The sequence below is a fragment of the Shewanella yunxiaonensis genome, assembly GCF_018223345.1.
Classification (GTDB): domain Bacteria; phylum Pseudomonadota; class Gammaproteobacteria; order Enterobacterales; family Shewanellaceae; genus Shewanella; species Shewanella yunxiaonensis.
Genome location: NZ_CP073587.1, coordinates 2968037 through 2993120, shown reverse-complemented (window position 1 = coordinate 2993120; position 25084 = coordinate 2968037). Strand labels below are relative to the sequence as shown.

The window sequence follows — 25084 nt, the reverse complement described above, 5'->3', positions numbered from 1 at the left end:
ACTGTTCGGGTTTTTTTATGGCAATGCCAGCGCGTTAGCTGAACAGATTGAGCTGTGGTTTGTGGCTGTCAGCCAAGCGGAATGGCGTGAGTGCCGTTGCCCCTTGCGCCTGACGATAATCGGATAAACGTTGCCACAATCTGGCCGCAAGTTGTGGCGCCGCAATGTTATCCGGGGTATGCACGAACAGATACGGCTGATAACCGCCATTTAGCCAGTCAGCAAGTTTGGCTAACCAGGGGGTAAACATCTGTTCACTGGTATCCAGATCTAACTGACCGATAAAACGAATGACTGGTTGGGCTGCTGTAGCAATGGCGTGTACCGGCACTCTGGGCTTTTTACGTTGTGCATCGCGAATGACTTCATTATCTGCTGTGGCAGCAAATACCGGGCGGCTGTCCATGATAATCCGGTTAATCTGCTGTTGATGCAACAGACGATTAAGTTGACGCTCTGCATCTCCCTTGGCGAAAAATGCCGGATGACGTACTTCAACCCCCAAGGTCAGTCCGCGGGGTAATAAGGGCAAAAATGCTTGCAGTTGTGGCAATGCTTCCGGTCCGAAGGTCGCAGGTAACTGTATTTGCCACATGCCGGTGGTTGCCATCAGCGGAGTCATCGCATCAAAAAAGGTGGTTACCTCATCGCGACAATCGCGCAGCTGCCGTTGATGGGTGATCAACTGCGGCAGTTTAAAGGTAAAACGAAAGGATTCGGGGACCGCTGCCGCCCATTGTGCTGCCACGGCTTTCAGCGGTGTGGCATAAAAACTGGTATTGCCTTCAACACTGCTGAACACTTGCGCATAACGCGCCAGCCGTTCGGGGCTAGGACAACTGCTACCATAAACCGAGGATTGCCAGTGGGGATGTGACCACATTGCCATCCCCAAGCGCAGTGGCATTGCTGCTGTCATAGCGGATCAGTAGCTAATTGTTCATGGATCAGCTCAACCATCGCTTGTGCGGCAAAGGACAGTGGATGCCCTTTACGCCAGAATAACGACAACTCCCAGATCAGATCGTCCGTAGATAATGGTACTCGCGTCACCCCCGCAACCGCATGCCGTTCGGCAATAAACTGCGGCATAATCATCACCCCGGTACCGGCGGCAACTAGCGTGATGCCAAAATCTGGATGGCTGACCTTAGTGGCTATTTTGGGAATGAAGCCGGCTTTGATACAGCCGCTATACACTAAATCATGTAACGCATATTCCTCATCAAACAGGATCTGCGGCGTATCATTCAGTTGCTTCAAGGTTAACTTGGATAGGTTGGCCAGAGAATGCTGTTTGGGAACCACCACTACCATCGGATTTCGACGAATACAGAAGCCTTCAAACTCCTCGCCAACAGGGATAATCCCGGTCGCCAGCTCTACTTCGCGTTTTTTCAGGGCAATCGTCTGTTCAATACCACCGCGTACAAATAGCTGCATCCCAATTTTCGGGTACAGGCTGCGGTAGCGGGCGATTACTGGCGAAAAAATTTCGGCACTGCCCAATGGCGCCAGTCCCAGATGCAGTTCTCCGGCAGAGAGACTACGTTGGGCTTCCAGCTCGCGGTGCATCTCCTGCCTCACTTTCAACAGCTCCATGCCATAACGATAGACCGTTTCGCCAGACGCGGTGGGTTTCAACTGGCTCCCCCGCTTGCCGCGTTCCAGCAGCACTAAATCCAGCTCTTCTTCCAGCTGGTTAATCGCCTTGGAAAGGGCGGGCTGCGTGATATGAATAGCCTCCGCCGCTTTGGCAAAGCCGCAGTGATCGATGATTTCAATGAAATAACGAATAACTTTGAGATCCATATGATAACCCGGTGGAATGCTATCTATTATTAATATTCATTTTTTTTATCTAAAATACCACCCTAAAATACAACTCAATAAAATATTTTTTGGTGGTGTGATGCAAACTTTTACTCGCCCGTCTCATAGTCACCGCAGTCGTCTAATGCTAGCCCAAAGCAAGCATTATAGCGCGGCGCTATTGCAGATAGGGTTTATCTGCTTGTTGGCTTGGGGGGCGCATGCCGTAGCCGCGGCAATTCACTCGCCTATTCCAGGCAGTGTGATTGGGTTGTTTGTGGTATTGCTGGCCCTAGCATTAAAAATTATTCCGGAAAAAGCGCTGCAACTTGGCGCTGCCTGGTTCATCGGTGATCTGTTGTTGTTTTTTATTCCACCAATGATCTCAGTACTGAAATATGAAAATCTGGTAGAGCACTACGGCTTGAACATTCTGTTCACGCTGGTGGTTGGCACCGCTAGTGTCTTGCTAAGTACCGGTTTTGTTGTAGACAGAGTATTTCGTTTTGAGCGCAAATTAAACCTTAAACGGCAAATGGCGCATCAAAAAGCGCGAGGACATATCAGTTTATGAGCCAGTCGACATTGTTGGCACTGTTAAGTCTGGCTGTGACAGTCGCCAGTTATTATGCAGCCAAGGCTCTGTATCGTCGTCATAAAACCTGGTGGTTGTTGCCGAGTATTATGGCGCCGGTGGTGGTGATCGTGATGGTGATATTGTTATCCATCCCATTGCCAACCTATTTTGAATATACCCACTGGTTGGTGACCTTGTTGGCACCCGCGACTGTGGCGTTTGCATTGCCTATCTATCGTGAGCGGCACTTGATCCGTAAGTACCCCATCACGATCAGTTTTGGGGTGCTGGCGGGCGTGATTTTTGGTCTGACATCAACTTGGTTATTAGTACAGGTGGTGCCATTACCAGCAGAGCTGAGTCACAGCGTGTTGGTACGTTCTGTGTCTACACCATTTGCAATGCAGGCCACCACATCTTTCGGTGGTGTGCCAGAATTAACAGCAATGTTGGTGATGCTGACCGGGATTATCGGCATGGTGATTGGTGAACCTTTGTTCCGTTTGGCCCATATCCATACATCTTTGGGTAAAGGGGTGGCATTAGGCGCATCCGCTCACGGCTCTGGTACTGCTAAGGCCACAGAAATGGGCCAGCAGGAAGGTGTGGTTGCCAGTCTGACCATGATATTTGCCGGGATCACTATGGTGATTGGTGCACCGTTGTTTGCAATGATCTTTTCGTAAAGTATTTGGTCGCAGTGATGCCGCTGTGACTGCCAGTTTGATTACAGCCTTTCGAGGTTTTGTAATCATCGCCTGAAACCCCATTCAGGCAAAATTTTCCTGAGTCTCTCAGGTCTTCATGTTGCGTTTACGCCGGTGGTTCCCCCCACCGGCTTTTTTTATCTGAAATTCGGTGAATTTCAGTCATTGAGATGGTTTTATCGCTGCGCGATTGCAAGCAGCGGTTGCGAAAGTCGTGGAACTGCTCGTTCCACACTAGAGGACAAGGGGGCTAGACGGCTTCGCCATTACCAAGCTGAGCTTGGCAAAGTCGTGAGCTGTCGCGCTCACACTGCGAGCAAGATTGGTCTGCGCCTATGTAGCTGGCGCAGTTAGGATTTATCACTGCGTAATTGCAACCTGTGGTTGCGAAAGTCGTGGAACTGCTCGTTCCACACCAGAGGATAAGAGGGCTAGACGGCTTCGCCCCCTTATCAATCCCCCTGCCGCCCCACGGCGCAAAACGCTACGGGCTTATGGTTGGTCATTTTCACAAATCGCCGCCAACTCGGACTCCATTCCTCGGCGCGGCTTCTTCGGCATCCATGCCTCGATTGCTCAATGGCTGCCCAACGCACCTGCGCTGCGCCAAGGGGAATTGGTGTCGCCAGTTCGTTTAGCGTTTGAACGTTGCACTGTTCGAGCTTGATAAGATTGATGGCTGGCGCCATTACCAAGCTGTGCTTGGCAAAGTCGTGGAGTTGCTCACTCCACACCTGAGCCAAAGGGCGATGCTCGTCCATCGCCCTTTGGAAACCCGACGACGCCCCTCGTTGCTGACAGCTCCTCGGCTTTATGCTGAAAATGGCTACACTCAGGATTCGCATCCATGCTCAACCTTCGAGGCTCGATATCCTTATCTCGCCTACGCCATTTATCAGCAACATCCTCGGCAGCACCGAAGGGGAAATGGCGCTGTCTTCATTTTCGAAATAACACATTTTTGCCCCGTTCGTTGTTACAAACGTGGCTATCTGTCTCAAATGGACCTAACCTATTGACCAAATTTTAGTTATCCCACAGAGTGTCTATTGAACGAGGTCCATTCCATGGAATGATACAGAGTGTCTACAGAACTCAGACCTTACCAAGTCAGCTAATCAATGAAGTATAAGATGAACAAAGCCATTAATATTCTTGTGGTGCTTTTAGCAGTGCTGGCCGGTGCTTGTTTGGCTTTATCTCCAATTTTTAGCATCGCAAGAGATAGCGTATTAATAGGAATTTCACCCTTTGTCGTATGTTTTATTGCTTCCTTTATGTACTCTTTGCTTTTACATAGACAACTCTTAAATGCCTCGGTTGTCCCATGTATTTATACTTTTAGATTTGGTGGGGCTATGGGAATTGGATTGGTTATATCACAGTCAATTTCATTTGGGCATGGATTCACGTTCTCAATATATCACTTGGTAGCCCTGACTGCTTCCATCATGAGTTTTCTATTACCAAAATTCGTTTTTCGAACAGTCAAACTCATCCGTGAAAGGTAAAAATCTTAGGAAGATGTTGCCCCAAACTTTGTTACCAGCTCACCCGAGCTAGTGACAAAGTCGCGTCAAGTTGACCAAATTTTAGTAATGCTAAAAAGTGACGGCTATAACGGTGGCGATTCAATGGCTAATACAGTCTCAATTCGATAACTTTTAAACACAAGTCATGTTGCAGATTTTACCCCAAGTTTAGAGGGAATGTTTACTTATGTATCTGCGGACAATAGCGGACGTCGGACGCTAAAATCGGACATTTTAAATATTAAAATTCTATATAAAACAATAAAATAAAACTTGGCACATAACTTGGTTACTCCGAAGTAAGCAACCGGAGAATTTTGTTATGAGCATGGCAATGATACAAGACACCAGCGGTCAAGATGTGCAACTGCGACCGAATACTCACCGTAAAATGTGGTATTGGTTAGCAGCGGCGGTTGTCGCGTTGTTATTAGTGTTTTTTCTGATCAGCCAATGGCGCCAAGTCGCCAATACCGATATGACGGTCAGCCGCAGTGCGATTCGCATCGCGACTGTAGAACGCGGCGATGTACAACGGGATTTAAGCGTGCAAGGTAAGGTCGTTGCCGCTAATAGCCCAACCTTGTATAGCACTGCCCAAGGTATTGTGACCTACCAAGTCAAAGCTGGCGACAAAGTAGCTAAAGGCCAGCTGTTGGCCGTCGTCGACAGTCCACAAACCACTTCTGAACTCAAGCAACAGCAGGCGTCATTAGCGCAACTGCAAGGCCAACAGGCTCAGCAACAGATCACCGCTAAACGTGATTTATTGCAAAAACAGCAAGCGTTAGACTTAGCTCAAGTGGATCTGATCGCGGCCAAACGCGAACTGGCTCGCAACCAAGAAGCGCGTCGCAACGAAATTATCAGTGACCGTGATTTTCAGCGCAGTAAGGATGAACTGGCGCGTGCTGAACTCGTCGCGACTCAAAGTCAAACCTCATTGGCATTAGCCAAGCAGTCAGCCAGTTATGAAGCGCAGATTTTGCAACAGCAGATCCGTGCCCAAGAGTTGCTGGTGGCAGAGCTGCAACGTCAATCCGATACCTTAAATGTCACTTCACCAGTGGATGGCATGGTTGGCAGTTTGTCTCAAGCGCAAAAAGCGGCAGTGCCTGCTTATCAATCATTGCTGACGGTGGTCGACCTGTCGGGCTATGAGGTGGAAGTCATGGTGCCGGAAAGTTACGCCGATGACTTAACACTAAATATGCCAGTGGAAATCAGCAGTAATGGCACTGTTTATCCGGGTGAAATTGCCGCGATTAGCCCCGAAATCACCAATAACCAAGTGGTGGCCCGTTTACGTTTTACTGGCGCTGTGCCTGAACAAATTCGCCAAAATCAACGTCTGTCGGGTCGCATTTTGCTGGAGAATCGTCTCAACGTATTGCGCTTGCCTCGTGGCAACTTTGTTGACTCAGACAGTGGCCGCAGCGCCTTTGTGGTGCAAGGGGATACCGCAACAAGAGTGCCGCTGTCGTTGGGGGCAAATGGATTTAGTTATGTCGAAGTCAGTACCGGCCTACAGGCTGGACAACAAGTGATTATTTCAGATACCAGCCGTTTTAAAGACGCCAATTCGCTATTGCTTACCAATTAATATCAAGGAAATTCCCGACGCTAAGGCACAAGGAGTGTGCCGCATTTTTTGAATTTATTGATGCTGCCAAGGCGGCAACAGACAGAACTTTAGAAGGAAATCGATATGCTAAAAATGGAACATATCGCGAAAGTGTTTCGCACTGATACTGTGGCGACCCATGCCTTGCGTGATTTTAGTTTGCATGTGAAAGCCGGTGAATTTGTCTCGGTGACCGGTCCATCTGGCGCCGGTAAAACTACCTTTCTCAATATTGCCGGTTTGCTTGAGCCGTTTGATGGTGGCAGCTATCAGCTCGATGGTATCAGTGTTCATGGGCTGTCAGATAGTCAACGCTCCAAACTACGCAACGAAAAGATCGGATTTATTTTCCAGGGATTTAATCTCATTCCGGATCTTAATATTTTCGATAACGTCGATGTGCCGTTGCGCTATCGCGGTTTTGGCCGCGCGGAGCGCAAACATCGGATTGAAGATGCGTTGGCCAAAGTTGGACTATCAGCGCGAGCCAAACATCTGCCGTCACAACTCAGTGGTGGACAGCAACAGCGGGCTGCGATTGCACGTGCTCTGGCGGGCGAACCTGCGTTTTTGCTGGCGGATGAACCGACCGGTAACTTAGATACCATGATGGCGCGCCAAGTCATGGAGTTACTTGAACAGATCAACACTCAGGGCACCACCATTGTGATGGTCACCCACGATCCTGAACTGGCACGCCGCGCACAACGCAATATTCAGATAGTCGATGGTGAAGTAGCGGATTTAACGCTACGCCAAGCAGTGTAAGGAGCGCACTATGTTTGCCTACTATATGCATCTGGCTTGGCGCTCGGTAAAGCGTACGCCAGTGATTTCCAGTTTGATGATTTTGACGCTTGCGGTCGGGGTGGCGGTATCCATGACCATGGTGACCTTGCAGCACGTGATGTCAGCGAATGGGTTGGCAGAGCAAAATGATCGTGTTTATGCGCTGCAATTAGCTAATGGCTCTAAAAATCAGGGGGATGACGCCGGATTAAAAAACGGCATGGCGGATCTACTGTCCTACCGAACAGCACGGGCATTGTTAGCGTCCGATGCCGCGCCGCATGTGGTGGCTATGCACCGCTGGGCGGCAGCAGTGTCGTTAGCGGATAACAGTATTAAACCCACCAAAGAGATGGTCCGTGTCACGTCACGGGATTTCTTCGCCTTGTTTGGCGTGCCATTTATCTACGGCAAAGTGTGGGACAAGCAAGCCGATGATGATGCCCGTTATCAAGTGGTCATTGATAGCACCATGAATAACCGGCTGTTTAATGGCGAAAATTCAGTGGGGCGAGATGTTCAGCTAAACGGCCGACCTTATCAAGTGGTCGGTGTGGTTGACGACTTTACACCTAATCCCTCTGTGCAAGACCTTACACAAGGTGCATTTGGTGGTAATGCTAATATCTATCTGCCATTTGGTTTGCACCGGGCATTGCAGATGTTGCCCTATGGCAATATGCGTTATTCATCAAGCAAAGACGCAGTTCCAACAGGCAGTACTGAGGCATTAACCCCAGAACAGCAGTATGAGCGCATTCTGCAAGAGCGGTTTCTCTGGTTGCAGATTTGGGTTGAATTACCGGATGAGCAAACCAAAGCCAACTTTGTGACCTACCTGAAAAGTTACTTTGACGAGCAACGTAACAACGGTTTTTATGAACGCGATTTTGACTATGCCTTGTCGTCCCCATCTGAGTGGTTGGCACTGAATGATGTAGTGAGTAACGATACGCGGGTGATGACCTGGATGGCGCTGACATTTTTACTGGTATGCATCATCAACTCCATCGCTTTACTGTTGGCTAAACTGCTGCGCCAATCGTCAGAGGCGGGCGTGCGCCGTGCACTGGGAGCTAGCCGCAGCGCAATTTTCAGCCAAAACCTAATAGAGAGCGGCTTGATTGGTTTATTAGGCGGCGTATTGGGTATTGGCCTCAGCCAATTAGGCTTGAGCTTTGTACGCATGTTGGTCAGTGCTGACGAGGCGCGGGTGGTGTATAGCGATGGTTTTACCATAACGCTAACGGTCTTGTTAGCCATTATTGCCAGCATATTGGCTGGCTGCTATCCCGCATGGCGTATCAGCCAAACCTCACTCGCCCAAGCACTAAAATCGCAGTAGGAGTACAACATCATGTTTGAATTTGGTCCCATTCTGCGTACGTTATGGCGCAGCAAAACTGGCGCATTACTGATCATTGTGCAGGCAGCACTCACACTTGGCATTATCTCCAATGCGGCGTTTGTGGTGCATGAGCGGAAAACCTATATCGAGCAGCCAACGGGGTTGGATGAGCAGAATATCTTTGTGTTATCGGTGGCGGCATTGTCTGATGCTGAGTACAACTATCAGGATGTGGTGCGGGATCTGCAGCAGATCCGCCAGTTGCCTGGCGTGGTGGACGCTACCTTCTCAATGTCATCGCCATTGTCTAACTCTGGTAGCTCAAGCGATTTGAGCAGTGAAGAAGATCCGGAGCATCCGGTGTCCGCGATGACAGATATTGTGTCTAGCGACAGCCACGCCCTTAACGCGCTAGGGCTAAAACTGCTTGCCGGACGCTTTTTCAATGATGCAGAAATTGTCACCGGTTCGCCGTTAGGTAACAATGGTACCGTCATGGCTGGAATCGTTATCACTCGCAGCCTTGCGGATAAACTTTACGGCAAAGGCGTCGACCCGCTGGGTAAGCTACTGCAAGATGCACCAGTGATTGGTGTCGTTGAGTCGGCCATGGTGAGTTACGTGGCGCCGGATTATGTTGCGGGTGTGGCATTTCTTCCGCGCTTTATTTCCACCTATCCGCCGGAATATATCATCCGCTGTGAGCCAGGTGCCTTGTCTCAGCTGATGGTAAAAGTGCCAGAGTTGCTGCAACGGCTCGATCCTAACCGCATGATTCGCAATGTGAAGCCATTGACTGAGGTGAAAGATGGCACCTATCGCCGCGCTAAATCTACCGTAAAAATGCTGGTGGCAACCATGGTGTTAGTGGCGAGCGTTACAGGCTTAGGCATTGTGGGACTGACCTTACTTTGGGGCAATCGCCGCCGGCGACAAATTGGTATTCGTCGGGCACTCGGTGCTAGCCGCAGTGACATCATCCGCTACTTCCTCACGGAAAATTTGTTGATTACCGCCGTCGGTGGAATGGTGGGTATTGTGCTCTCTATCGCAGTTAACCAGTTGATGGTGCAGCAGTATCAGATGAAGGCGTTACCAATATCTTACATTTTGGTAACCGCGGTAGCGGTGTTAATCTTAGGTTTGGCTGCGGCGATGATCCCCGCATGGCGCAGTAGCTTAGTTTCACCGGCGTTGGCGACCCGCAGCGTATAACCTTGAACAACAAAAGGGCAGTATGGACACCATTTTAATCATTGATGATAACAGCGCAGTGCGTGATGCGCTGTCGCTGCTGTTGAGCGTCAACGGCTTTAATGCTGATGTTGCGGCCACGCCTACTGCTGGACTCAAACGGTTGGCACAGGGGGACGTAGTACTGGTGATTCAGGACATGAATTTTAGTCGTGACCAAACAAATGGCAGCGAAGGTAAACAGCTATTTTACGCCATTCGTAAAGACTCCCCTGATTTACCGATTATTCTGCTTACGGCCTGGACAGAACTGGAAACTGCCGTTGAGCTGGTCAAAGCCGGAGCGGCTGATTATTTAGGGAAGCCTTGGGATGATGCTAAATTGCTCTCTACCGTGACTAACTTGTTGGAATTAGCGGAGCTTTCTGGTCAGCAAAAACAACAGCAACGAGACCTATTACAGCGGCGTCAACAAGTCGCTCAAAAATATGATTTGACAGGGCTTATCTATCAATCGGATATCATGCAGCGGTTAGTAGAAATGGCACTTCAAGTCGCCAGAGCCGATGTGCCAATCTTGATCACCGGACCTAATGGTGCGGGAAAGGAAAAGATCGCCGAATTAATTCAACGGAATTCCAGCGTGAATAAAGGTGCTTTTATTCGTGTGAATGCTGGCGCGTTGCCGTCGGATTTAATTGAAGCTGAATTATTTGGTGCTGAATCTGGTGCATACACAGGGCTTAATAAAACACGTATAGGAAGGTTTGAAACTGCTGATGGTGGCACGTTGTTCTTGGATGAGATTGGAAATCTATCATTAGCCGGTCAAATGAAATTGCTGCGGGTGCTGCAAACTGGCGAATTTGAAAGGTTGGGTTCATCGGTGACTCGGCGCTGCGAAGTGCGATTGATTTCTGCAACTAACAGTGATTTGCCTGCGGCGATTATAGCCGGTAGTTTTCGAGAAGACCTGTATTATCGTCTCAACGTTATTGAACTCCAATTACCTGCTCTAAATCAGCGTCGTGAAGATATATTGCCGTTGGCAAGACATTTTCTGGCTGGTCGTGAGTTATCGTTGGATGCCGCACGCGCACTGGAGTATTACGATTGGCCCGGTAATGTCAGAGAATTACAAAATACGCTTACTCGAGCGTCTTTGTTGGCTCCTGATGCTCGTATTGCTGTGGCGGATTTAGGTCTGCCTAAGGCCCCTGGTGCTGCACCACGTCCGGTATATGAACCTGACGCACAACAAATTAGAGACATGCTCGCACAGACTAGCTCATTGGCTGAAGCTGCGCGGCAACTCGGCTTATCGCGTCAAGCGTTGTACCGTCGCATGGATAAATATGGAATAACCTACTCGTGAGTATGTGGCTGAGCTTTGAAGGCAAGCTTGCTACTGTATTAGTTCTGTCGCTAATAGCAGGCTGTGGCTGTATGGCGTTATTGCTCTTCTGGCAGTTGCCGTTATTGCTAAGTCTAGTTACCGGAGGATTGGTTGGTGGGTTGTTTGGCTTAGTGGTCGGACGTAGCGTTACTCAACGCCTTAATCATGGGTTACAGTCGCTTCACACCGGTCTGCTTAATTTCCAGGATAATGATTTTTCGGTCTCTCTCAGTGTCACCGGTCACGATGAAATAAGCCAGTTAGCAAAATGTTTTAATCAGGCGTCAGACGCTATGCGTCGGCAGCGGACCCACATTTTTCAACGTGAATTACTCTTAGACACGGTACTGCAAAATACCACATTGGCGATTGTGTTAACTGATGGACAAGGCTTTGTCTTGTTTAGCAATCTGGCGGCAAGACATTTACTGGCAAAAGGCCAACTGTTGGAAGGGAGAAACTTAACGGATATTGCAGCGAGTAGTGGCGACATTTCGAGCATCCTTTCTCAACCTCAAGATGGTGTATTTTCAATTGAGAGGTCAGGGGAACAACAGATCTGGCATTTAAGTTGTGCAGAAATGCGTATGAATGGATTACAGCATCATCTGTATCAGTTCAAACCTTTAACGCAGGAACTTACTCGTGCCGAGATCCAGACTTGGAAAAAAGTAATACGTGTGATCAGCCATGAGTTGAATAACTCACTTGCGCCCATTAGTTCTATGGCACATTCCGGACAACTATTGATAGAGACTACAATCGATAGAGATATGTTGCGCAGGATATTCGACACAATCAGTGAACGTAGCGCTCATCTCAATACATTTTTACAGGAATATGCTGACTTCGCTCGATTGCCAATGCCTCAACTCACGCCGTTTAATTGGCTGGAATTACTCAACACTCTTCAAGGTTTGCAACCGTTTACGATTATTGAATCATTACCGCAAAATCCGGGATGGGGCGACATGCGGCAGTTGGCGCAAGTGTTGCTCAATCTATTAAAAAATTCTTCGGAAGCGGGTTCTGATGCGCAGGATATTCGATTATCACTCAGGATTACTCGGCATCGGCAATGGGTAACGGTAACAGATCGCGGTAGTGGTATGAGCCCGGAAGCTCTCAGCCAGGCTTTGTTACCATTTTATTCCACTAAGGTAGGTGGTACCGGACTTGGACTAGCATTGTGTAGGGAAATTATTGAAAACCATGGGGGGCAATTAGCGATCACTAACCTTGATGAAGGGGGGCTTCAAGTTCGATTCTGGCTACCTTGTAATGACAGTGGCAGCGAAGGCTAAATTATTCACTCCTTGGAAAGTGTCACTGAGAATTCAGTTTCGTAGAGTTCTAAGTAGTTCTTCAGTCATAACGTTTATTACAAGTTGACTGAACTAGTAATTGAACTACCAGAACTAACAAACTTCTGCCTCATTCCTTCTTTCAGCGTGTACTAGAGAAACAGAAAATGGAATTTAGTGGGGCGAGTGGAACTGGCACATGAAGTTAATATGTGGAAGGCATTATGTTTCATTACCTTTGTGATTGTCTCTGTGGTAATCCACTTCACATTCCTTTTATTTTTGTTAACAACTTTCTCTGTGAGCTGAGTATTTAGTAATGATACATCAGCGAATTCTGGCGAAATTCACCCCTCGAAATACTCAGAAAGAGCTCTTTACAAAGAGGATGTTAGCTCGACAGCCAGCTGTCGGGTACTGGCCATGAGACAGTTCGGATTTCACCTTGCCAGTCTTCAATGGTAAGCCATAAGCGGTCGCCACTGCTGATACTGCCATTGGTTAAGGCATGCACGTGCTGACCGTAGCGAGAGCCATGCAGTATACCTAAATCGCCATCATGCAGTTGTGCCACCGACAGCGCATTGGGGCCAATATTCATAAAGGCTTGGCGGATATCTGTGATATCACCTTTTTGAAACAGCACCATAAAGTCTTTGATATATTCGCCGTCGTGGCGATATGGCGCATTTAAATCGAGTGGCATAGGCGCTAGCGTAAACTCGCCAACAGTCTGTACTGGCAACGCATCAGGAAAGGTTGGATGCAAAGACTCATAGAAAAAATAAGCCGGCAAAATAAGCAGCAGGCCACTGATTTTAAATTTATTACGATTCCAAAAGCTGTTAGTCAGACGGGCCATCAGAAACTCTCCTTCAACTCAGCCGCAGGCTTTGCCACCGTTTTTTCGGCACGAATTTGCACTAACTTGTGGCGCCACATTAAAAAGCCAGTGATGGACATCCCTGTGAGTAAGGCGCCAAAGAAGAACCAAATAATTTTGGTCCAGATACCGCCAATAGTGCCGTAATGCAACGGGTCGACAATATGCATAACGCTTTGGACAGTGTTCATTTGTGAGGGTGACATTGTATGCACCACATCACCGCTCCAGGGATTCACAGACACTTGGTATGAATACTGGTCAAAGAAAATGTCCTTGCCGCTGCCATAGAGATGGAAGTTATCGCGATTATGTTCTGGCATCATGACATAGGTAGGTTTGAAGTCATGAAATTGCTGATTAGCAGCCTTCAGTGCTTGTGCCAAATCGACCTTAAATGCTTGCTGCTGTGCAGGCAGCGAAGATACCGCCGTTAATGGCGCATGGTCTTCCACTTCAATATCGTTGTGCATCAAAATCCCTTGCACCAGATACCACAGCCCGGTGAGGCTCATCAGTAAAATAAACCAGATAGACCACACACCCGCCAAACGGTGCAGATCATTAAGCAAGGTCTTTTTCCCTTGGTTGAAGCGCAGCTTTGGTGCAGTAAACGCTTTCCAAAACTGCTTATAAATCATTAAGCCACTGATAAGTGACCCCAGCATCACAAAGCCCATTGAGCTAACTAGGTAATAACCAATGCTGTAACCTTGTTGCCAAGGAAATAGCAGCCAACCATGCAGTGAACGCATAAAACCAATAAAGGTGATACCACTGTTAATTTCTTGAATGTCACCGCTGTATTGGTTGACGTAGGCCTGTGCAAACGGTTGGTCGTGATCGCTAAATAGCACCACGTTAACGAGATAGTCTTCGTAGGTCAGTACAGTGGATACGTCGGCACTTGGGTGCGCTTTTTTGAAAATATCGACGACTTCAGCATTTGATTTTGCAGGCAAATCATGCGGGTTACTGGCACGCGCATTCGGATTAGTGAGCCAAGTGAGCTCATGGCTTAACACTGCAATGGTGCCGCTTAAGCAGATAAAGCAGAACAGCACCCAAATTGGTAATGAACACCAACCATGAAATGCATACCAGAATCGATTCGAAATTTTACGCATATTACACACCCTTTCACTTGCGATGTTGATGCTAATGTAAATGAGAAACGTTATCAATAATAACAAGTAATAGGAACAGTGGCCGTCAGCCGACCGCTGTTTAATGTAGTGACTTAAAAATGGTAGTCGAGGCTCAGTTTATACTCGCGTGGTGCTCCGTAATAACCAATTTCCCAAAGGCTGGTGATATATTTCTCGTTGGTAATATTGTCGATGTTCAATTTTATGCTCGTATTTTCAAAGACATCCCACGCAGCAAACACATTGAGTTTCGCGTAACTTCCTTGAGTGACTTTATAGCCGGTGTAACTTTCAATGCGGGAGATTTCACTTTGCCATTTGCCTGACATGCCAAGTGTAACTTCAGGCATTGCCGTAAGCGTATGTTCCAATGAGAAGTTGACGACAGTGTTTGGTACCCATGCATGGCTTTTAGCACCATTTTCATCTTCGATTTCGGTATGTGTTACGCCGAAGTTGATGACGGTGTTCTCGTCAATTTTCCCAGTGACGTCAAGCTCGGCACCTTCAGAATAAACATCTTCACCAACGTAGTAGTACTGCGCGGTTTCCATATTGAGGCCCGCATAAACACCTAAGCCAAGTTGTTTGGCTTTAAATAGGGCAAAATTGGCAGCGAGTTTGTTATCAAACCAATCCGTTTTCAAACCAGCCTCGTAGTTTTCGCCTTTGGTAGGCGCTAAAAAGTCACCATTTACATCGTAGTAGTCCTGCGGCTCATAAATATCTGAGTAACTGGTATACAGCATAATGCTAGGGGTGATGTGGTAGCTAATGCCTGCATACGGACTGACTTCGGATTCATCGAGTTTGGTCAGTAATGAAGAAGAACTTCGTTCAAATTCAATAAAGTTCATGCCTAAGGTAACGGCCACAGCATCGAAATTTAGCTGCGTCGCGACGAAGTAGCGAGTCAATGTATCTTCAGTGATGCTGTCCAGTAGTTTGTCACCCCAAGTTGGCTCTTGGATCGCATTCATCGCATAAGGGAAAGCTGGGAGATCACCAAATGCTGGTTCCAAATAATCTACTTCATAGTAGTATTCATCGTCAGTGCTTTTGGCGCGAGAAACACCCGCGAGTAACTGATGGTCATAACCAAACAGGCTGAAATAGCCACTGACTTTCGCTTCAAAAATATCGGCCTGACCTTCGCTAGGATACTGACCTGGCCAGCCAACTAAACCTTCACCTGATTCGGTAAGACCTGTGTAGGTATAAGCAAATAGTAGGCGCGCATCGGCATCGCTTTCACGGTAGTTATAACTTAATGCCAATTGCCAATCTGGTGACAAGACATAGTTATATTCGATGAAGGCGTTGGTATTTTCGGTATTCCAGAAAGTCCAATCTTGGGCAGTTGAGGCACTGACATCAAACTCAGCCATGGAACCATCGTCGTTAACTAATGTTAGGCCGCCCCACATGGCGCCATCAGTGTTGTCCTTCTGATGGGAGATCCCAATAGCGATGCTGCTATTGTCTGATAACTGACCATCAATAGTGCCATAGAGATAACTACGATCGGAAGAATAACCTTTTAGGTAAGAATTGCCTTGTTCGGTAGCAACCACTGCTCGTGCCGCCCATGACTTATCATCAGTAAGTGGAGTCGAATAATCCGCTTGCAGTCGATAATTGGCGTAAGAGCCCACACTTACACCGACCTCACCTTGTGTTTCGTTAGTTGGGCGTTTACGAATGTAGTTGATGGTTCCCGAACTATTACCAACGCCCGTAAGTAAACCGTTAGCACCACGGATAACTTCAATTCGTTCATAACCATAGGTGTCGACTTGTCCCTGAACAATCCCCCAGCTATTGGGCAATCCCACACCATCAATTTGGGTACTTTTGATTTCGAAGCCGCGAGATAGGTAATTGGTTCGGTTGGTTTCCCAGCGCTCAACACTGACACCGGTCACCAGATCTAACGCATCATTAATATTGTCAGCACCAAACAAAGACATTGTTTGGTTATTTATTACGCTAATTGACTGCGGTGTATCTTGAATATCCAGTACCAACCCGGTAGCACCTGAACTGGCGCGATTCTCACGGGTACCGGTAATGCTGATGTGTTCAATATCGGCGTCGGCTTCTTCGGCCGCGTTAGTAACAAAACTAAGGGCCGTTGTACTTAACAAAATACTGGCTGTAATGGCATTGAGTTTGAACATTATTTTGTGATCCCCCATCAAAGATTTGCATGGTCACGAATTGTAATGAGAATAGTTATCATACGCAATTATTGATTATTTAGGAGAAAGGAATTTAGTGATAAATGTGAGGAATGTAAGATTTTACTGGAGATAGGCTTAACGTGAGCATGAACATGCATCATTGGCAGAGCAGTAGAGTGACTTGCATCTCTTTGGGCTGTAGCTAAACTTTGCGCTTGTTGAGCGGCATGGAACGCTTTGCATTGAATTTTCTACTTAGGCCCATTCACGTTTGGTTTCCCTAGTTCAATACCAGACTTAACTCAACGCCTTCAATTTGAGGCGGCTGAAATGCTGCTCCCCCGTGTTCACAATCGGGCGGAATATGCACTTGTAATCAGTGCACTCTAAAAGGCCGCAAACCATACATTTAATAATCCGAATTAGCAGCAAATCCTCGCCATTCGTAACAAGGAAATGTCCAATAGCAATTCAATCTACCAATTCAACCGTCAGGTGAGGAGTTAACCGGACTGAATCTCACTCATCAATGTCTCTGCATTACCCCGTCCTAGCGCATGATAAACCTTGTGCAATTTCTTCCTGTTGTAAAAACTGTCGAAATTATTATCAAAGCTTTGTAATCTGGCAATTCGAATAAGAACTAAGAAAACAATGAGTTGATAATGACGAAGTTATCAGTGAAGTGTGGAATGCTGGGTACATTATCCGGTTTACTTCTGGTTGGGTGCGCTGGCGTCACTCCTGCATCCACCCAAACTACAGCTGAATCAAGAATCGCGGCGCAAGTTGGCGTTCGGCCTTTTTATCTGGTGGATGATATGGCTGCCAGCGAGCTTAAACGTCAGCTGGAACAATGTAGTACTGGACCGTTTTATCGCAGTAACTTTGTCATTTCGCACCGTGGCGCTCCATTACAATTTCCGGAACACACCAAAGAAGGTTATCTCGCTGGTGCACGAATGGGGGCGGGCACTTTAGAGTGCGATGTCACCTTCACCAAAGATAAAGCGCTGGTGTGTCGTCACAGTCAGTGCGATCTCGCCAATACCACCGACATTCTGTTGCACTCCGATATCGCCATGCAGTGTTCGCAGCCATTTACGCCGGCTAACAGCAAAACAGGCGCTCCCGCTGCTGCCGTTTGCTGTACGTCAGACATCACATTGGCGCAGTTTAAACAGTTGAAAGGCAAGATGGACGGTTTTAACCCCAAGGCACAAACCGCAGAAGAGTATGTTCAGGGAACGCCATCATGGCGTACTGATCTTTACGCGCAGACCGGCACCTTGATGACTTTGCAGGACTCCATCGTACTTTTTAAAAAATTGGGTGTAAAACAATCGCCAGAATTGAAAAAGCCGATGGTGCCGATGCCTTTTGATGGTATGACGCAGCAGGATTACGCGCAAAAATTGGTGGATGCCTACCGCGTCGCCGGCATTCCAACTCAACAGTTGTTGCCACAGTCATTCAATCTGGATGATCTGTTGTACTGGCTAAAACAGGATCCGGATTTTGGAAAACAGGCCATTTTTTTGGATGAGGGGACCAACAGTCCTGATTTTGACCCGATGCAGCCTCGGACCTGGAAATGGACCATGGCAGAATTGAAACGGCAAGGTGTTACCACCATAGCTCCGGCGATGTGGATGCTGGTTACGTTGAATGACGCCAAAAAAATTGTACCTAGTCGTTATGCGATAGAAGCGAAAAAGGCAGGTTTGAAAATTATTGCCTGGAGCTTTGAACGTTCGGGTCCATTAGCGAATGGCGGCGGTTGGTATTATCAGACCATCAGCAACGCGATTAACCATGATGGTGACATGATGGTGCTGCTTGATGTTTTGGCAAAGCAAGTCGGCGTAAGTGCAATTTTTGCTGACTGGCCCGGGACGGTGACCTATTACGCCAACTGCATGGGGCTATAGCGCTTAAGGTGACGCACTACAGCCATTGTTTTAACCGCTGTATAACTCAACGGCTATGAGACTTTTCTACTTTTATGGACGTAATGTGTGGGTCAGCATTAAAAGAAAAGCGATATTCAAATTCGGCATCGGCTTGGTCAACTTCATATGCTGTGAAGTAACCGGCACTGTGTAATGGCGCTTCGGCAGCAAATTGCTTTAAAGCCTTTTCCAGAGAGCCTCGGTCGCTGGCGCGCATATAGCCCCAACAGATACGGTCATCACAGCCGATTTGATAATCGCTCAACTGATTGCTGACAGGGGAATGAGTCAGATAAGCATTGAGCTGGCTTTCAAAAGTGCCGGTTTCAAGGCTCTTATTGTTAGCATTAGCATAGCTGGCGGTGAGCTCATGGAAATCTTCAGATGCCAATACCATTTGGAGTTGTTTAGCATCAATCACCCCAGCAGTTTCAATACTCATCATTTCAGGTTGTGGTTCGGGTTGAGAAGCAACAGTCAATTGTAGGCTATGTTGCTGGCCTAACGCTGGTGTGGCTGTGATTGGTGGCAGATTGGCAGTAGTCGCCGACTGGCGGTTTGCAACAGGCGTTGCTGTTGGTGGTTGTATACTTGCGTTGCTGTCGTGCCGTGTATGATTAACGACCAGATAAATCCCCTGAGCCACGACTAAAATCGCCAAAATCCACAATAATATTTTGTTATTCATACCAATTCCTTTTGTTAACATCCGTTAATTCATACAGATTCCATGCTGCACATTCTGTTGTACACATTGAGGTATTGAAACTCAAGCCAAGGTGATTTCACCCTAGGTTTCGCCAGATGTCGCAGATTATGCCCATGCCTATTTAACGCTAATAGACAGTTAGTAAGGCCGTTTTAAAAACAAACAGTAAAAATTCGCTGATGCTTTTCAGAATTACCTCAGTGATTGTTAACCGTTAACCATATGTAACATTTTTGTTTTTGTGAGTTGAAATAACCGGTATATGGTATTCACACTTTTCAGTGCGTTATGGCGTTGCTATCGCAGTTGCGTTGACCCCTAAAATCATAAAAAACGAGAACACTATGAAACCGAATACTTTGTGGCTGGCTCTGGCCGCTACCATACTTTTCCCAGCTGTTGCTGTTGCAGATAACGTCACGCCAATGACGCCTGATGGCGTAGCCAGTTACGAAAAAATTCGTCCAGAAGCCGATTTTATTAAGCGGGTGGCGATGGTACCGATGCGTGATGGGACCAAACTGTACACTGTGATCCTGATGAAAAAGGGCACTAACAATGCGCCCATTTTATTGAGTCGGACGCCTTACAATGCAGAAGCCAGCGCTATGCGAGCCAGCAGTCAGAAGCTCAGCGAGAGCGTACCGGTAATGGACGTGGATTACGTGGAAGACAATTACATCCGCGTTTATCAGGATTTGCGGGGTGTGCATAAGTCAGAAGGTGTTTTCATTGGCAATCGTCCATTGTCTGGCCCATTAAATAGCACCGGTATTGATGAATCTACCGATGCCTATGATGCCATTGATTGGCTAGTGAACAACGTCAAAGAGTCGAATGGTAAGGTGGGCATTATTGGATCTTCATATTTGGGATTCACCACCTTGATGGCAGAGATTAACCCACATCCGGCGTTGAAAGCCGCGGTGCCACAAAGTCCGATGGTTGACGGTTGGATGGGGGATGACTGGTTTCATAATGGCGCATTTCGTAACGCCGTTATCAACTATGCGGTAGTGCAAAGTACCGCGAAAGCGGAAAGTGATGGGACTGCCGTTGGTGCTGCGGATGATTACAGCCGGTTTCTGGAAGCCGGGTCAACCGGTGATTACCTGAAAAAGTGGGGCTTTGACCACTACCCGATGATCCGCAAATTTACTGAAAATCCTGCCTATACCGATTTCTGGTCATTGCAAGCGGTTGACAAGATTATAGCTAAACAGCCGTTAAAAGTGCCCACCATGTTGGTCGTCGGCCAATGGGATCAGGAAGATTCCTACGGTGCGCCAGCCGTTTATAACGCCATTGAGCCTAAGGATAAACACAATGATATGGTGTCGCTGGTCATTGGTCCTTGGCGGCATTCCGGTGTTAATCATTATGGTTACAAACTGGGTGCGCTGACCTTTACTGGCGATACCGCGCACGAGTTTCGCGTGAAGTATATGAAGCCGTTTTTCGACCATTACCTGAAAGGCGCGCCAGACCCTAAGACCCCGCCAGTGCTGACCTACGCGACCGGTGCCAATCAATGGGATGAGTCACCTAAATGGCCAATGGGTAAACCGCAAAAAATCTACATGACAGACAATATGGGCCTGTCATTTACCGCAAACGGTAACGATAAGGCGCATGATGATTATGTGTCTGATCCCGCTAAGCCGGTGCCATTTGTGCCGCGTCCGATAAATCTGAATGATCCTGCTCAGTGGCGCCCCTGGTTAGTGCATGACCAACGCTTTGTTTCCAATCGTCCAGATGTGCTGGTATACACCAGTGATGCGCTGGATAAGCCGGTACATATCATGGGCGCGCCGATGGTGAACCTGTTTGCCGCGACCTCTGGCACTGATGCCGACTGGGTGGTGAAACTGGTGGATGTTTATCCCAATACCACCTCTGAAGGCGCATCTCAGGGATATGTCGGACAGGAGATGACCGGTTTTGAATTGCCGGTGGGGATCGAAATCTTCCGCGGTCGCTATGTTAACGGCTTTGATAAACCCACACCGTTAACCCCGGGCAAAGTTGAGCACTATCATTTTGGCTTGCCGAATGTGGATCATGTATTCCTGCCGGGTCATAAGATCATGGTACAGGTACAGTCAACGCTGTTCCCGCTCTATGACCGTAACCCGCAGACCTTTGTCGACAATATCTTTTATGCCCAGAAGGCCGATTACCAGAAGGCGACGATGAGCGTGTTCCACTCCTCCAACATTGAATTACCTGTGGCGGAGTAAAGCCGTTAAGTACCACCATCGCTTGATGTTAACTGTGGTAAAAAGGCGTTCCTAAGGGGCGCCTTGCTATTTTTAACCCTAAACCATTAGCACATCTTTTGTCGGCGTAACAGGAATATCGGGCAAATGCTGTTACAATAGCCGCAGCAATTACTATTCACTTTATTTAGCGTTCATCAGGATCTACTTTGACCACCATTGCCACCGATTTTGCCTCTTTACCCCTTAATCCCTCACTGATTGCCACCATGGCCGACTTGGGGTTTGCACAAATGACGCCCATTCAGGCGCGCAGTTTGCCCGCCATTTTACAAGGCCGGGATGTGCTGGCGCAGGCGAAAACCGGCTCCGGTAAAACCTGTGCTTTTGGCTTGGGGATCTTACAGCAGTTGGATGTCAGCCGTTTCCGGGTGCAATCGCTAGTGTTGTGTCCTACCCGCGAACTGGCGGACCAAGTGGCGAGTGAACTGCGTAAATTCGCCCGTGGTATTCACAATATTAAGATCCTGACCTTGTGCGGCGGCACCCCAATCGGCCCGCAAATTGGTTCTCTGGAACACGGTGCCCATATTATCGTTGGGACGCCCGGACGGGTGCTGGAGCATCTGCAACAGCGGCGCTTAAATCTCGAGGAAGTAAAACAGTGGGTGCTGGATGAAGCTGACCGTATGTTGGAAATGGGCTTTACTGAAGCCTTAGACCAGATCCGCAGTTACTTGCCCAAACGTCGACAAAATCTGTTGTTCAGTGCCACTTTCCCTGAGGCCATTGTGGCATTAGCCAAGCAAACATTGCAGCAACCGCTGGAAGTTAAGGTCGAAGATGCTACCGATGACCATCAGATCCAGCAGCGGTTTTATCGCATTGCAAATATGGCTGAGCGTAAGCTGGCGGTATACCAATTATTACTACAACATCGGCCGCAAAGTGCGGTGGTGTTTTGCAACACCAAGCAGGAAACTCAGGACGTTGCCGATTTTCTCTTAGGTAAAGGTTTTGATGCCGTGGCACTGCATGGCGACTTGGATCAACGTCAACGTGACCAGGCGCTTGTCGCATTTGCGCTGAAAAGTGCCGTGGTGTTGGTAGCCACCGATGTCGCCGCTCGTGGCTTGGATATCGATGCGCTGGATTTGGTGATCAATTATCAGTTGGCATTTGAGCAAGAAGCGCATGTGCATCGCATTGGGCGTACTGGGCGGGCGGGTGCTAAAGGCATGGCGCTGAGTCTGGTGGCTGCCAATGATGGTATGCGGCTGGCACTGTTAGAAGACCGATATGGTGAGCTGACTTTTGCGGAGTTACCGCAAGTCAGTAATACCACACCGTTAACTGCCACCATGAGCTGTGTTCGTATCGAAGGGGGCAAGAAGCATAAGCTGCGTCCCGGCGATATTCTGGGTGCGCTGACGGCGGGTAACGACATTAGTGGTAACGATGTCGGCAAAATTCAGGTGCATGATATCTGGTCTTATGTGGCGGTCACCCGCAACTTAGCTAAAGCCGCCGCGGCGAAGTTATCCAAAGGCAAACTAAAAGGAAAATCTTTCCGTGCATGGGTATTGTGATACAAGCTGTGTGCTCGCATGTTCACGGATAAATCTGTCATTTTTCGCTGATTTTCCAAAATGTTATTGCTCCGAGAGTTGTGAAGCTCTCGGGGTTCACTTCATGTAACATTTTGTCTTTTGCTGAGTCAGCGCTATCGCGTTAATGTAAGAAAAAGCGGCGTGTTTCACGTCCTTAAAATCTAATAAAAATATCGAGGCAATCAATGAAACTACATCCACTGATGTTGGCACTGGCAGCAACTGCCGTGCTACCAGCAGCATATGCGGCTGACGCTGTGACACCGATGACACCTGATGGTGTTGCCAGCTATCAAAAAATCCGGCCAGAAGCTGACTTTATCAAACGGGTTGAAATGGTGCCGATGCGCGATGGCACTAAATTGTATACCGTGATCCTAATGAAAAAGGGCACCACGAATGCGCCAATCCTGCTGAGCCGTAGTCCCTACGACGCCAAGGGCGATGCGGAACGTACCGGCAGTCAGCATATCAGAGATATCGTGCCGGTGATGGATGTGGAGTTTGTTGAGGATAACTATATCCGCGTCTATCAGGACATCCGCGGGATGCACAATTCCGAAGGGGAATATGTCACAAACCGTCCGTTGGCGGGCCCACAGAATGATACTGGTATCGATGAGTCTACCGACGCTTATGACACCATCGACTGGCTGGTAAATCATGTGCCTGAGTCGAATGGCAAGGTGGGTATTGTGGGTTCTTCATATCTGGGATTCACCACCTTGATGGCAGAGATCCACCCACATCCAGCACTGAAAGCCGCAGTACCGCAAAGCCCGATGGTCGATGGCTGGATGGGCGATGACTGGTTCCACAATGGCGCGTTTCGTAATGTGAATATCGGTTATACCGTCATGCAGGGTACCGCCAAAGCTGAAAGTGGTGGCATTGCGGTGGGTGCCGGTGATGACTACAGTCGTTTTCTGGAGGCTGGCTCAACCGGTGATTACCTGAAAAAGTGGGGCTTTGAAAATTATCCGTTCATTCGCAAGATGACCGAAAATCCTGCTTATACCGATTTCTGGTCACTACAGGCGGTTGATAAGATCATGGCGAAGGAGCCGCTAAAAGTCCCCACCATGTTGGTGGTAGGACAATGGGATCAGGAAGATTCTTATGGTGCGCCAGCGGTTTATAACGCCATTGAGCCTAAGGATAAACATAATAACATGGTGTCGCTGGTCATCGGTCCTTGGCGGCATTCCGGCGTCAACCATTATGGTTACAAACTCGGGGCACTGACCTTTACTGGTGATACCGCACACGAGTTCCGCGTGAAGTATATGAAGCCGTTTTTCGACCATTACCTGAAAGGCGCGCCTGATCCAAAAACGCCGCCAGTGCTGACCTATGCCACCGGTGAAAATCATTGGAATGTGTCACCCAAATGGCCAATGGGTAAAGCAGAAAAGATCTATATGACCGACAACATGGGACTGTCATTCAAACCTGCGGCTAATGAAAATGCCCATGATGATTATGTGTCTGATCCTGCGAAACCGGTACCGTTTATTCCTCGACCGATCAATATGAGTGACTCTCACCAGTGGAAACCTTGGTTGGTGCATGATCAACGCTTTGTTTCTAGTCGTCCAGATGTGCTGGTATACACCAGCGATGTACTCAATAAACCAGTACACATTATGGGCGCACCGATGGTGAATCTGTTTGCCGCCACCTCTGGCACAGATGCTGACTGGGTAGTGAAGTTGGTGGACGTTTATCCCAATACCACCTCTGAAGGTGCATCTCAGGGATATGTCGGACCGGAAATGACCGGTTTTGAACTGCCGATTGGCATTGAGATTTTCCGCGGCCGTTATGTCAAAGGTTTTGACAAGCCTGAAGCGTTAACGCCAGGCAAGGTAGAGCATTATCACTTTGGTTTGCCTAACGTCGACCATGTGTTCCTGCCAGGGCATAAGATCATGGTGCAGGTACAATCAAGCTTGTTCCCGCTGTATGACCGTAACCCACAAACCTATGTTGATAACATCTTCTTTGCCAAGAAAGGCGATTATCAAAAGGCGACGATGAGTGTGTTCCACTCCTCTAACATTGAGCTGCCGATTGCCAAGTAATGGTTTTGGG

20 protein-coding genes are annotated in these 25084 nt (G+C 48.0%); 13 read left to right on the top strand and 7 right to left on the bottom strand.

Features of this window, described 5'->3' with window-relative positions; translation table 11 throughout:
- Positions 1–34: 34 nt before the first annotated feature.
- Positions 35–919 carry a DUF72 domain-containing protein gene (locus KDN34_RS13715; protein ID WP_228730347.1) on the bottom strand — a complete coding sequence of 295 codons (885 nt, stop codon included), beginning with the start codon at positions 917–919 and terminating at the stop codon, positions 35–37.
- On the bottom strand, positions 916–1812 hold the full coding sequence (locus tag KDN34_RS13710) for a LysR substrate-binding domain-containing protein (protein ID WP_212594279.1): 897 nt from the start codon (positions 1810–1812) through the stop codon (positions 916–918). Before KDN34_RS13710 ends, KDN34_RS13715 begins: the two co-directional genes overlap by 4 nt.
- 100 nt (positions 1813–1912) lie before the next feature.
- On the opposite strand from KDN34_RS13710, the gene KDN34_RS13705 reads away from it, so the two are divergent.
- Positions 1913–2386 carry a CidA/LrgA family protein gene (locus KDN34_RS13705; RefSeq protein ID WP_228730346.1) on the top strand — a complete coding sequence of 158 codons (474 nt, stop codon included), beginning with the start codon at positions 1913–1915 and terminating at the stop codon, positions 2384–2386.
- Complete coding sequence (locus KDN34_RS13700; RefSeq protein WP_212594278.1) at positions 2383–3075, top strand: LrgB family protein; 693 nt, start codon at positions 2383–2385, stop codon at positions 3073–3075. The genes KDN34_RS13705 and KDN34_RS13700 overlap by 4 nt, the downstream gene beginning before the upstream one ends.
- Before the next feature lie 473 nt (positions 3076–3548).
- Here the strand turns inward: KDN34_RS13700 and KDN34_RS13695 are convergent, their stop codons facing one another.
- On the bottom strand, positions 3549–3857 hold the full coding sequence (locus KDN34_RS13695) for a hypothetical protein (RefSeq protein ID WP_212594277.1): 309 nt from the start codon (positions 3855–3857) through the stop codon (positions 3549–3551).
- A 372-nt stretch (positions 3858–4229) separates the two neighbouring features.
- On the opposite strand from KDN34_RS13695, the gene KDN34_RS13690 reads away from it, so the two are divergent.
- The 7 genes from KDN34_RS13690 (at position 4230) to KDN34_RS13660 (ending at position 12283) form a co-directional block, all read left to right on the top strand.
- Positions 4230–4607 (top strand): hypothetical protein, encoded by a 378-nt coding sequence (locus tag KDN34_RS13690; protein ID WP_212594276.1) that lies wholly within the window; start codon positions 4230–4232, stop codon positions 4605–4607.
- A gap of 343 nt (positions 4608–4950) precedes the next feature.
- Complete coding sequence (locus KDN34_RS13685) at positions 4951–6231, top strand: efflux RND transporter periplasmic adaptor subunit (RefSeq protein ID WP_212594275.1); 1281 nt, start codon at positions 4951–4953, stop codon at positions 6229–6231.
- Positions 6232–6336: 105 nt separating this feature from the next.
- Complete coding sequence (locus tag KDN34_RS13680; protein ID WP_212594274.1) at positions 6337–7020, top strand: ABC transporter ATP-binding protein; 684 nt, start codon at positions 6337–6339, stop codon at positions 7018–7020.
- Between the two features lie 10 nt (positions 7021–7030).
- Positions 7031–8386 carry an ABC transporter permease gene (locus tag KDN34_RS13675; protein ID WP_212594273.1) on the top strand — a complete coding sequence of 452 codons (1356 nt, stop codon included), beginning with the start codon at positions 7031–7033 and terminating at the stop codon, positions 8384–8386.
- A 12-nt stretch (positions 8387–8398) separates the two neighbouring features.
- Complete coding sequence (locus tag KDN34_RS13670) at positions 8399–9604, top strand: ABC transporter permease (protein ID WP_212594272.1); 1206 nt, start codon at positions 8399–8401, stop codon at positions 9602–9604.
- A gap of 22 nt (positions 9605–9626) precedes the next feature.
- Entirely contained in the window at positions 9627–10958 is a 1332-nt protein-coding gene (locus KDN34_RS13665; protein ID WP_212594271.1) for a sigma-54-dependent transcriptional regulator, read from the top strand.
- A 2-nt stretch (positions 10959–10960) separates the two neighbouring features.
- On the top strand, positions 10961–12283 hold the full coding sequence (locus KDN34_RS13660; RefSeq protein WP_228730488.1) for a sensor histidine kinase: 1323 nt from the start codon (positions 10961–10963) through the stop codon (positions 12281–12283).
- Between the two features lie 391 nt (positions 12284–12674).
- Here the strand turns inward: KDN34_RS13660 and KDN34_RS13655 are convergent, their stop codons facing one another.
- The 3 genes from KDN34_RS13655 to KDN34_RS13645 form a co-directional block, all read right to left on the bottom strand.
- Entirely contained in the window at positions 12675–13145 is a 471-nt protein-coding gene (locus KDN34_RS13655; RefSeq protein ID WP_212594269.1) for a hypothetical protein, read from the bottom strand.
- A complete protein-coding gene (locus KDN34_RS13650) occupies positions 13145–14293 on the bottom strand; it encodes a PepSY-associated TM helix domain-containing protein (protein ID WP_212594268.1) in 1149 nt (382 codons plus the stop codon). The genes KDN34_RS13655 and KDN34_RS13650 overlap by 1 nt, the downstream gene beginning before the upstream one ends.
- Before the next feature lie 113 nt (positions 14294–14406).
- Positions 14407–16494, bottom strand: coding sequence for a TonB-dependent siderophore receptor (locus KDN34_RS13645; protein WP_212594267.1), 2088 nt, complete (start codon positions 16492–16494; stop codon positions 14407–14409).
- Positions 16495–17189: 695 nt separating this feature from the next.
- Between KDN34_RS13645 and KDN34_RS13640 the strand changes: the two genes are divergently transcribed.
- A complete protein-coding gene (locus KDN34_RS13640; RefSeq protein WP_407695808.1) occupies positions 17190–18428 on the top strand; it encodes a glycerophosphodiester phosphodiesterase family protein in 1239 nt (412 codons plus the stop codon).
- A 46-nt stretch (positions 18429–18474) separates the two neighbouring features.
- Here the strand turns inward: KDN34_RS13640 and KDN34_RS13635 are convergent, their stop codons facing one another.
- Positions 18475–19137, bottom strand: coding sequence for a hypothetical protein (locus KDN34_RS13635; RefSeq protein WP_212594265.1), 663 nt, complete (start codon positions 19135–19137; stop codon positions 18475–18477).
- Positions 19138–19502: 365 nt separating this feature from the next.
- Here KDN34_RS13635 and KDN34_RS13630 point away from each other — a divergent pair, with 365 nt between their 5' ends.
- The 3 genes from KDN34_RS13630 (at position 19503) to KDN34_RS13620 (ending at position 25074) form a co-directional block, all read left to right on the top strand.
- The gene (locus KDN34_RS13630) at positions 19503–21401 is read left to right on the top strand and encodes a CocE/NonD family hydrolase (RefSeq protein ID WP_212594264.1); all 1899 of its coding nucleotides are present in this window, start codon (positions 19503–19505) and stop codon (positions 21399–21401) included.
- Positions 21402–21589: 188 nt separating this feature from the next.
- Positions 21590–22969, top strand: a complete 1380-nt coding sequence (gene dbpA / locus KDN34_RS13625) for an ATP-dependent RNA helicase DbpA (protein ID WP_212594263.1) — start codon at positions 21590–21592, stop codon at positions 22967–22969.
- A gap of 206 nt (positions 22970–23175) precedes the next feature.
- Positions 23176–25074 carry a CocE/NonD family hydrolase gene (locus KDN34_RS13620; RefSeq protein ID WP_212594262.1) on the top strand — a complete coding sequence of 633 codons (1899 nt, stop codon included), beginning with the start codon at positions 23176–23178 and terminating at the stop codon, positions 25072–25074.
- The last annotated feature ends 10 nt before the right edge of the window (positions 25075–25084 follow it).

Excerpts from the sequence above, each read along its gene's own strand:
- KDN34_RS13680 (WP_212594274.1), top strand. The coding sequence starts at position 6,337 with ATGCTAAAAATGGAACATATCGCGAAAGTGTTTCGCACTGATACTGTG.
- KDN34_RS13620 (WP_212594262.1), top strand. The coding sequence starts at position 23,176 with ATGAAACTACATCCACTGATGTTGGCACTGGCAGCAACTGCCGTGCTA.
- KDN34_RS13700 (WP_212594278.1), top strand. The coding sequence starts at position 2,383 with ATGAGCCAGTCGACATTGTTGGCACTGTTAAGTCTGGCTGTGACAGTC.
- KDN34_RS13635 (WP_212594265.1), bottom strand. The coding sequence starts at position 19,137 with ATGAATAACAAAATATTATTGTGGATTTTGGCGATTTTAGTCGTGGCT.
- KDN34_RS13695 (WP_212594277.1), bottom strand. The coding sequence starts at position 3,857 with ATGGACGAGCATCGCCCTTTGGCTCAGGTGTGGAGTGAGCAACTCCAC.
- KDN34_RS13665 (WP_212594271.1), top strand. The coding sequence starts at position 9,627 with ATGGACACCATTTTAATCATTGATGATAACAGCGCAGTGCGTGATGCG.
- KDN34_RS13630 (WP_212594264.1), top strand. The coding sequence starts at position 19,503 with ATGAAACCGAATACTTTGTGGCTGGCTCTGGCCGCTACCATACTTTTC.
- KDN34_RS13690 (WP_212594276.1), top strand. The coding sequence starts at position 4,230 with ATGAACAAAGCCATTAATATTCTTGTGGTGCTTTTAGCAGTGCTGGCC.
- KDN34_RS13655 (WP_212594269.1), bottom strand. The coding sequence starts at position 13,145 with ATGGCCCGTCTGACTAACAGCTTTTGGAATCGTAATAAATTTAAAATC.
- KDN34_RS13670 (WP_212594272.1), top strand. The coding sequence starts at position 8,399 with ATGTTTGAATTTGGTCCCATTCTGCGTACGTTATGGCGCAGCAAAACT.
- KDN34_RS13685 (WP_212594275.1), top strand. The coding sequence starts at position 4,951 with ATGAGCATGGCAATGATACAAGACACCAGCGGTCAAGATGTGCAACTG.
- KDN34_RS13675 (WP_212594273.1), top strand. The coding sequence starts at position 7,031 with ATGTTTGCCTACTATATGCATCTGGCTTGGCGCTCGGTAAAGCGTACG.
- KDN34_RS13715 (WP_228730347.1), bottom strand. The coding sequence starts at position 919 with ATGACAGCAGCAATGCCACTGCGCTTGGGGATGGCAATGTGGTCACAT.
- KDN34_RS13640 (WP_407695808.1), top strand. The coding sequence starts at position 17,190 with ATGCTGGGTACATTATCCGGTTTACTTCTGGTTGGGTGCGCTGGCGTC.
- KDN34_RS13710 (WP_212594279.1), bottom strand. The coding sequence starts at position 1,812 with ATGGATCTCAAAGTTATTCGTTATTTCATTGAAATCATCGATCACTGC.
- KDN34_RS13705 (WP_228730346.1), top strand. The coding sequence starts at position 1,913 with ATGCAAACTTTTACTCGCCCGTCTCATAGTCACCGCAGTCGTCTAATG.
- KDN34_RS13650 (WP_212594268.1), bottom strand. The coding sequence starts at position 14,293 with ATGCGTAAAATTTCGAATCGATTCTGGTATGCATTTCATGGTTGGTGT.
- KDN34_RS13645 (WP_212594267.1), bottom strand. The coding sequence starts at position 16,494 with ATGTTCAAACTCAATGCCATTACAGCCAGTATTTTGTTAAGTACAACG.
- KDN34_RS13660 (WP_228730488.1), top strand. The coding sequence starts at position 10,961 with ATGTGGCTGAGCTTTGAAGGCAAGCTTGCTACTGTATTAGTTCTGTCG.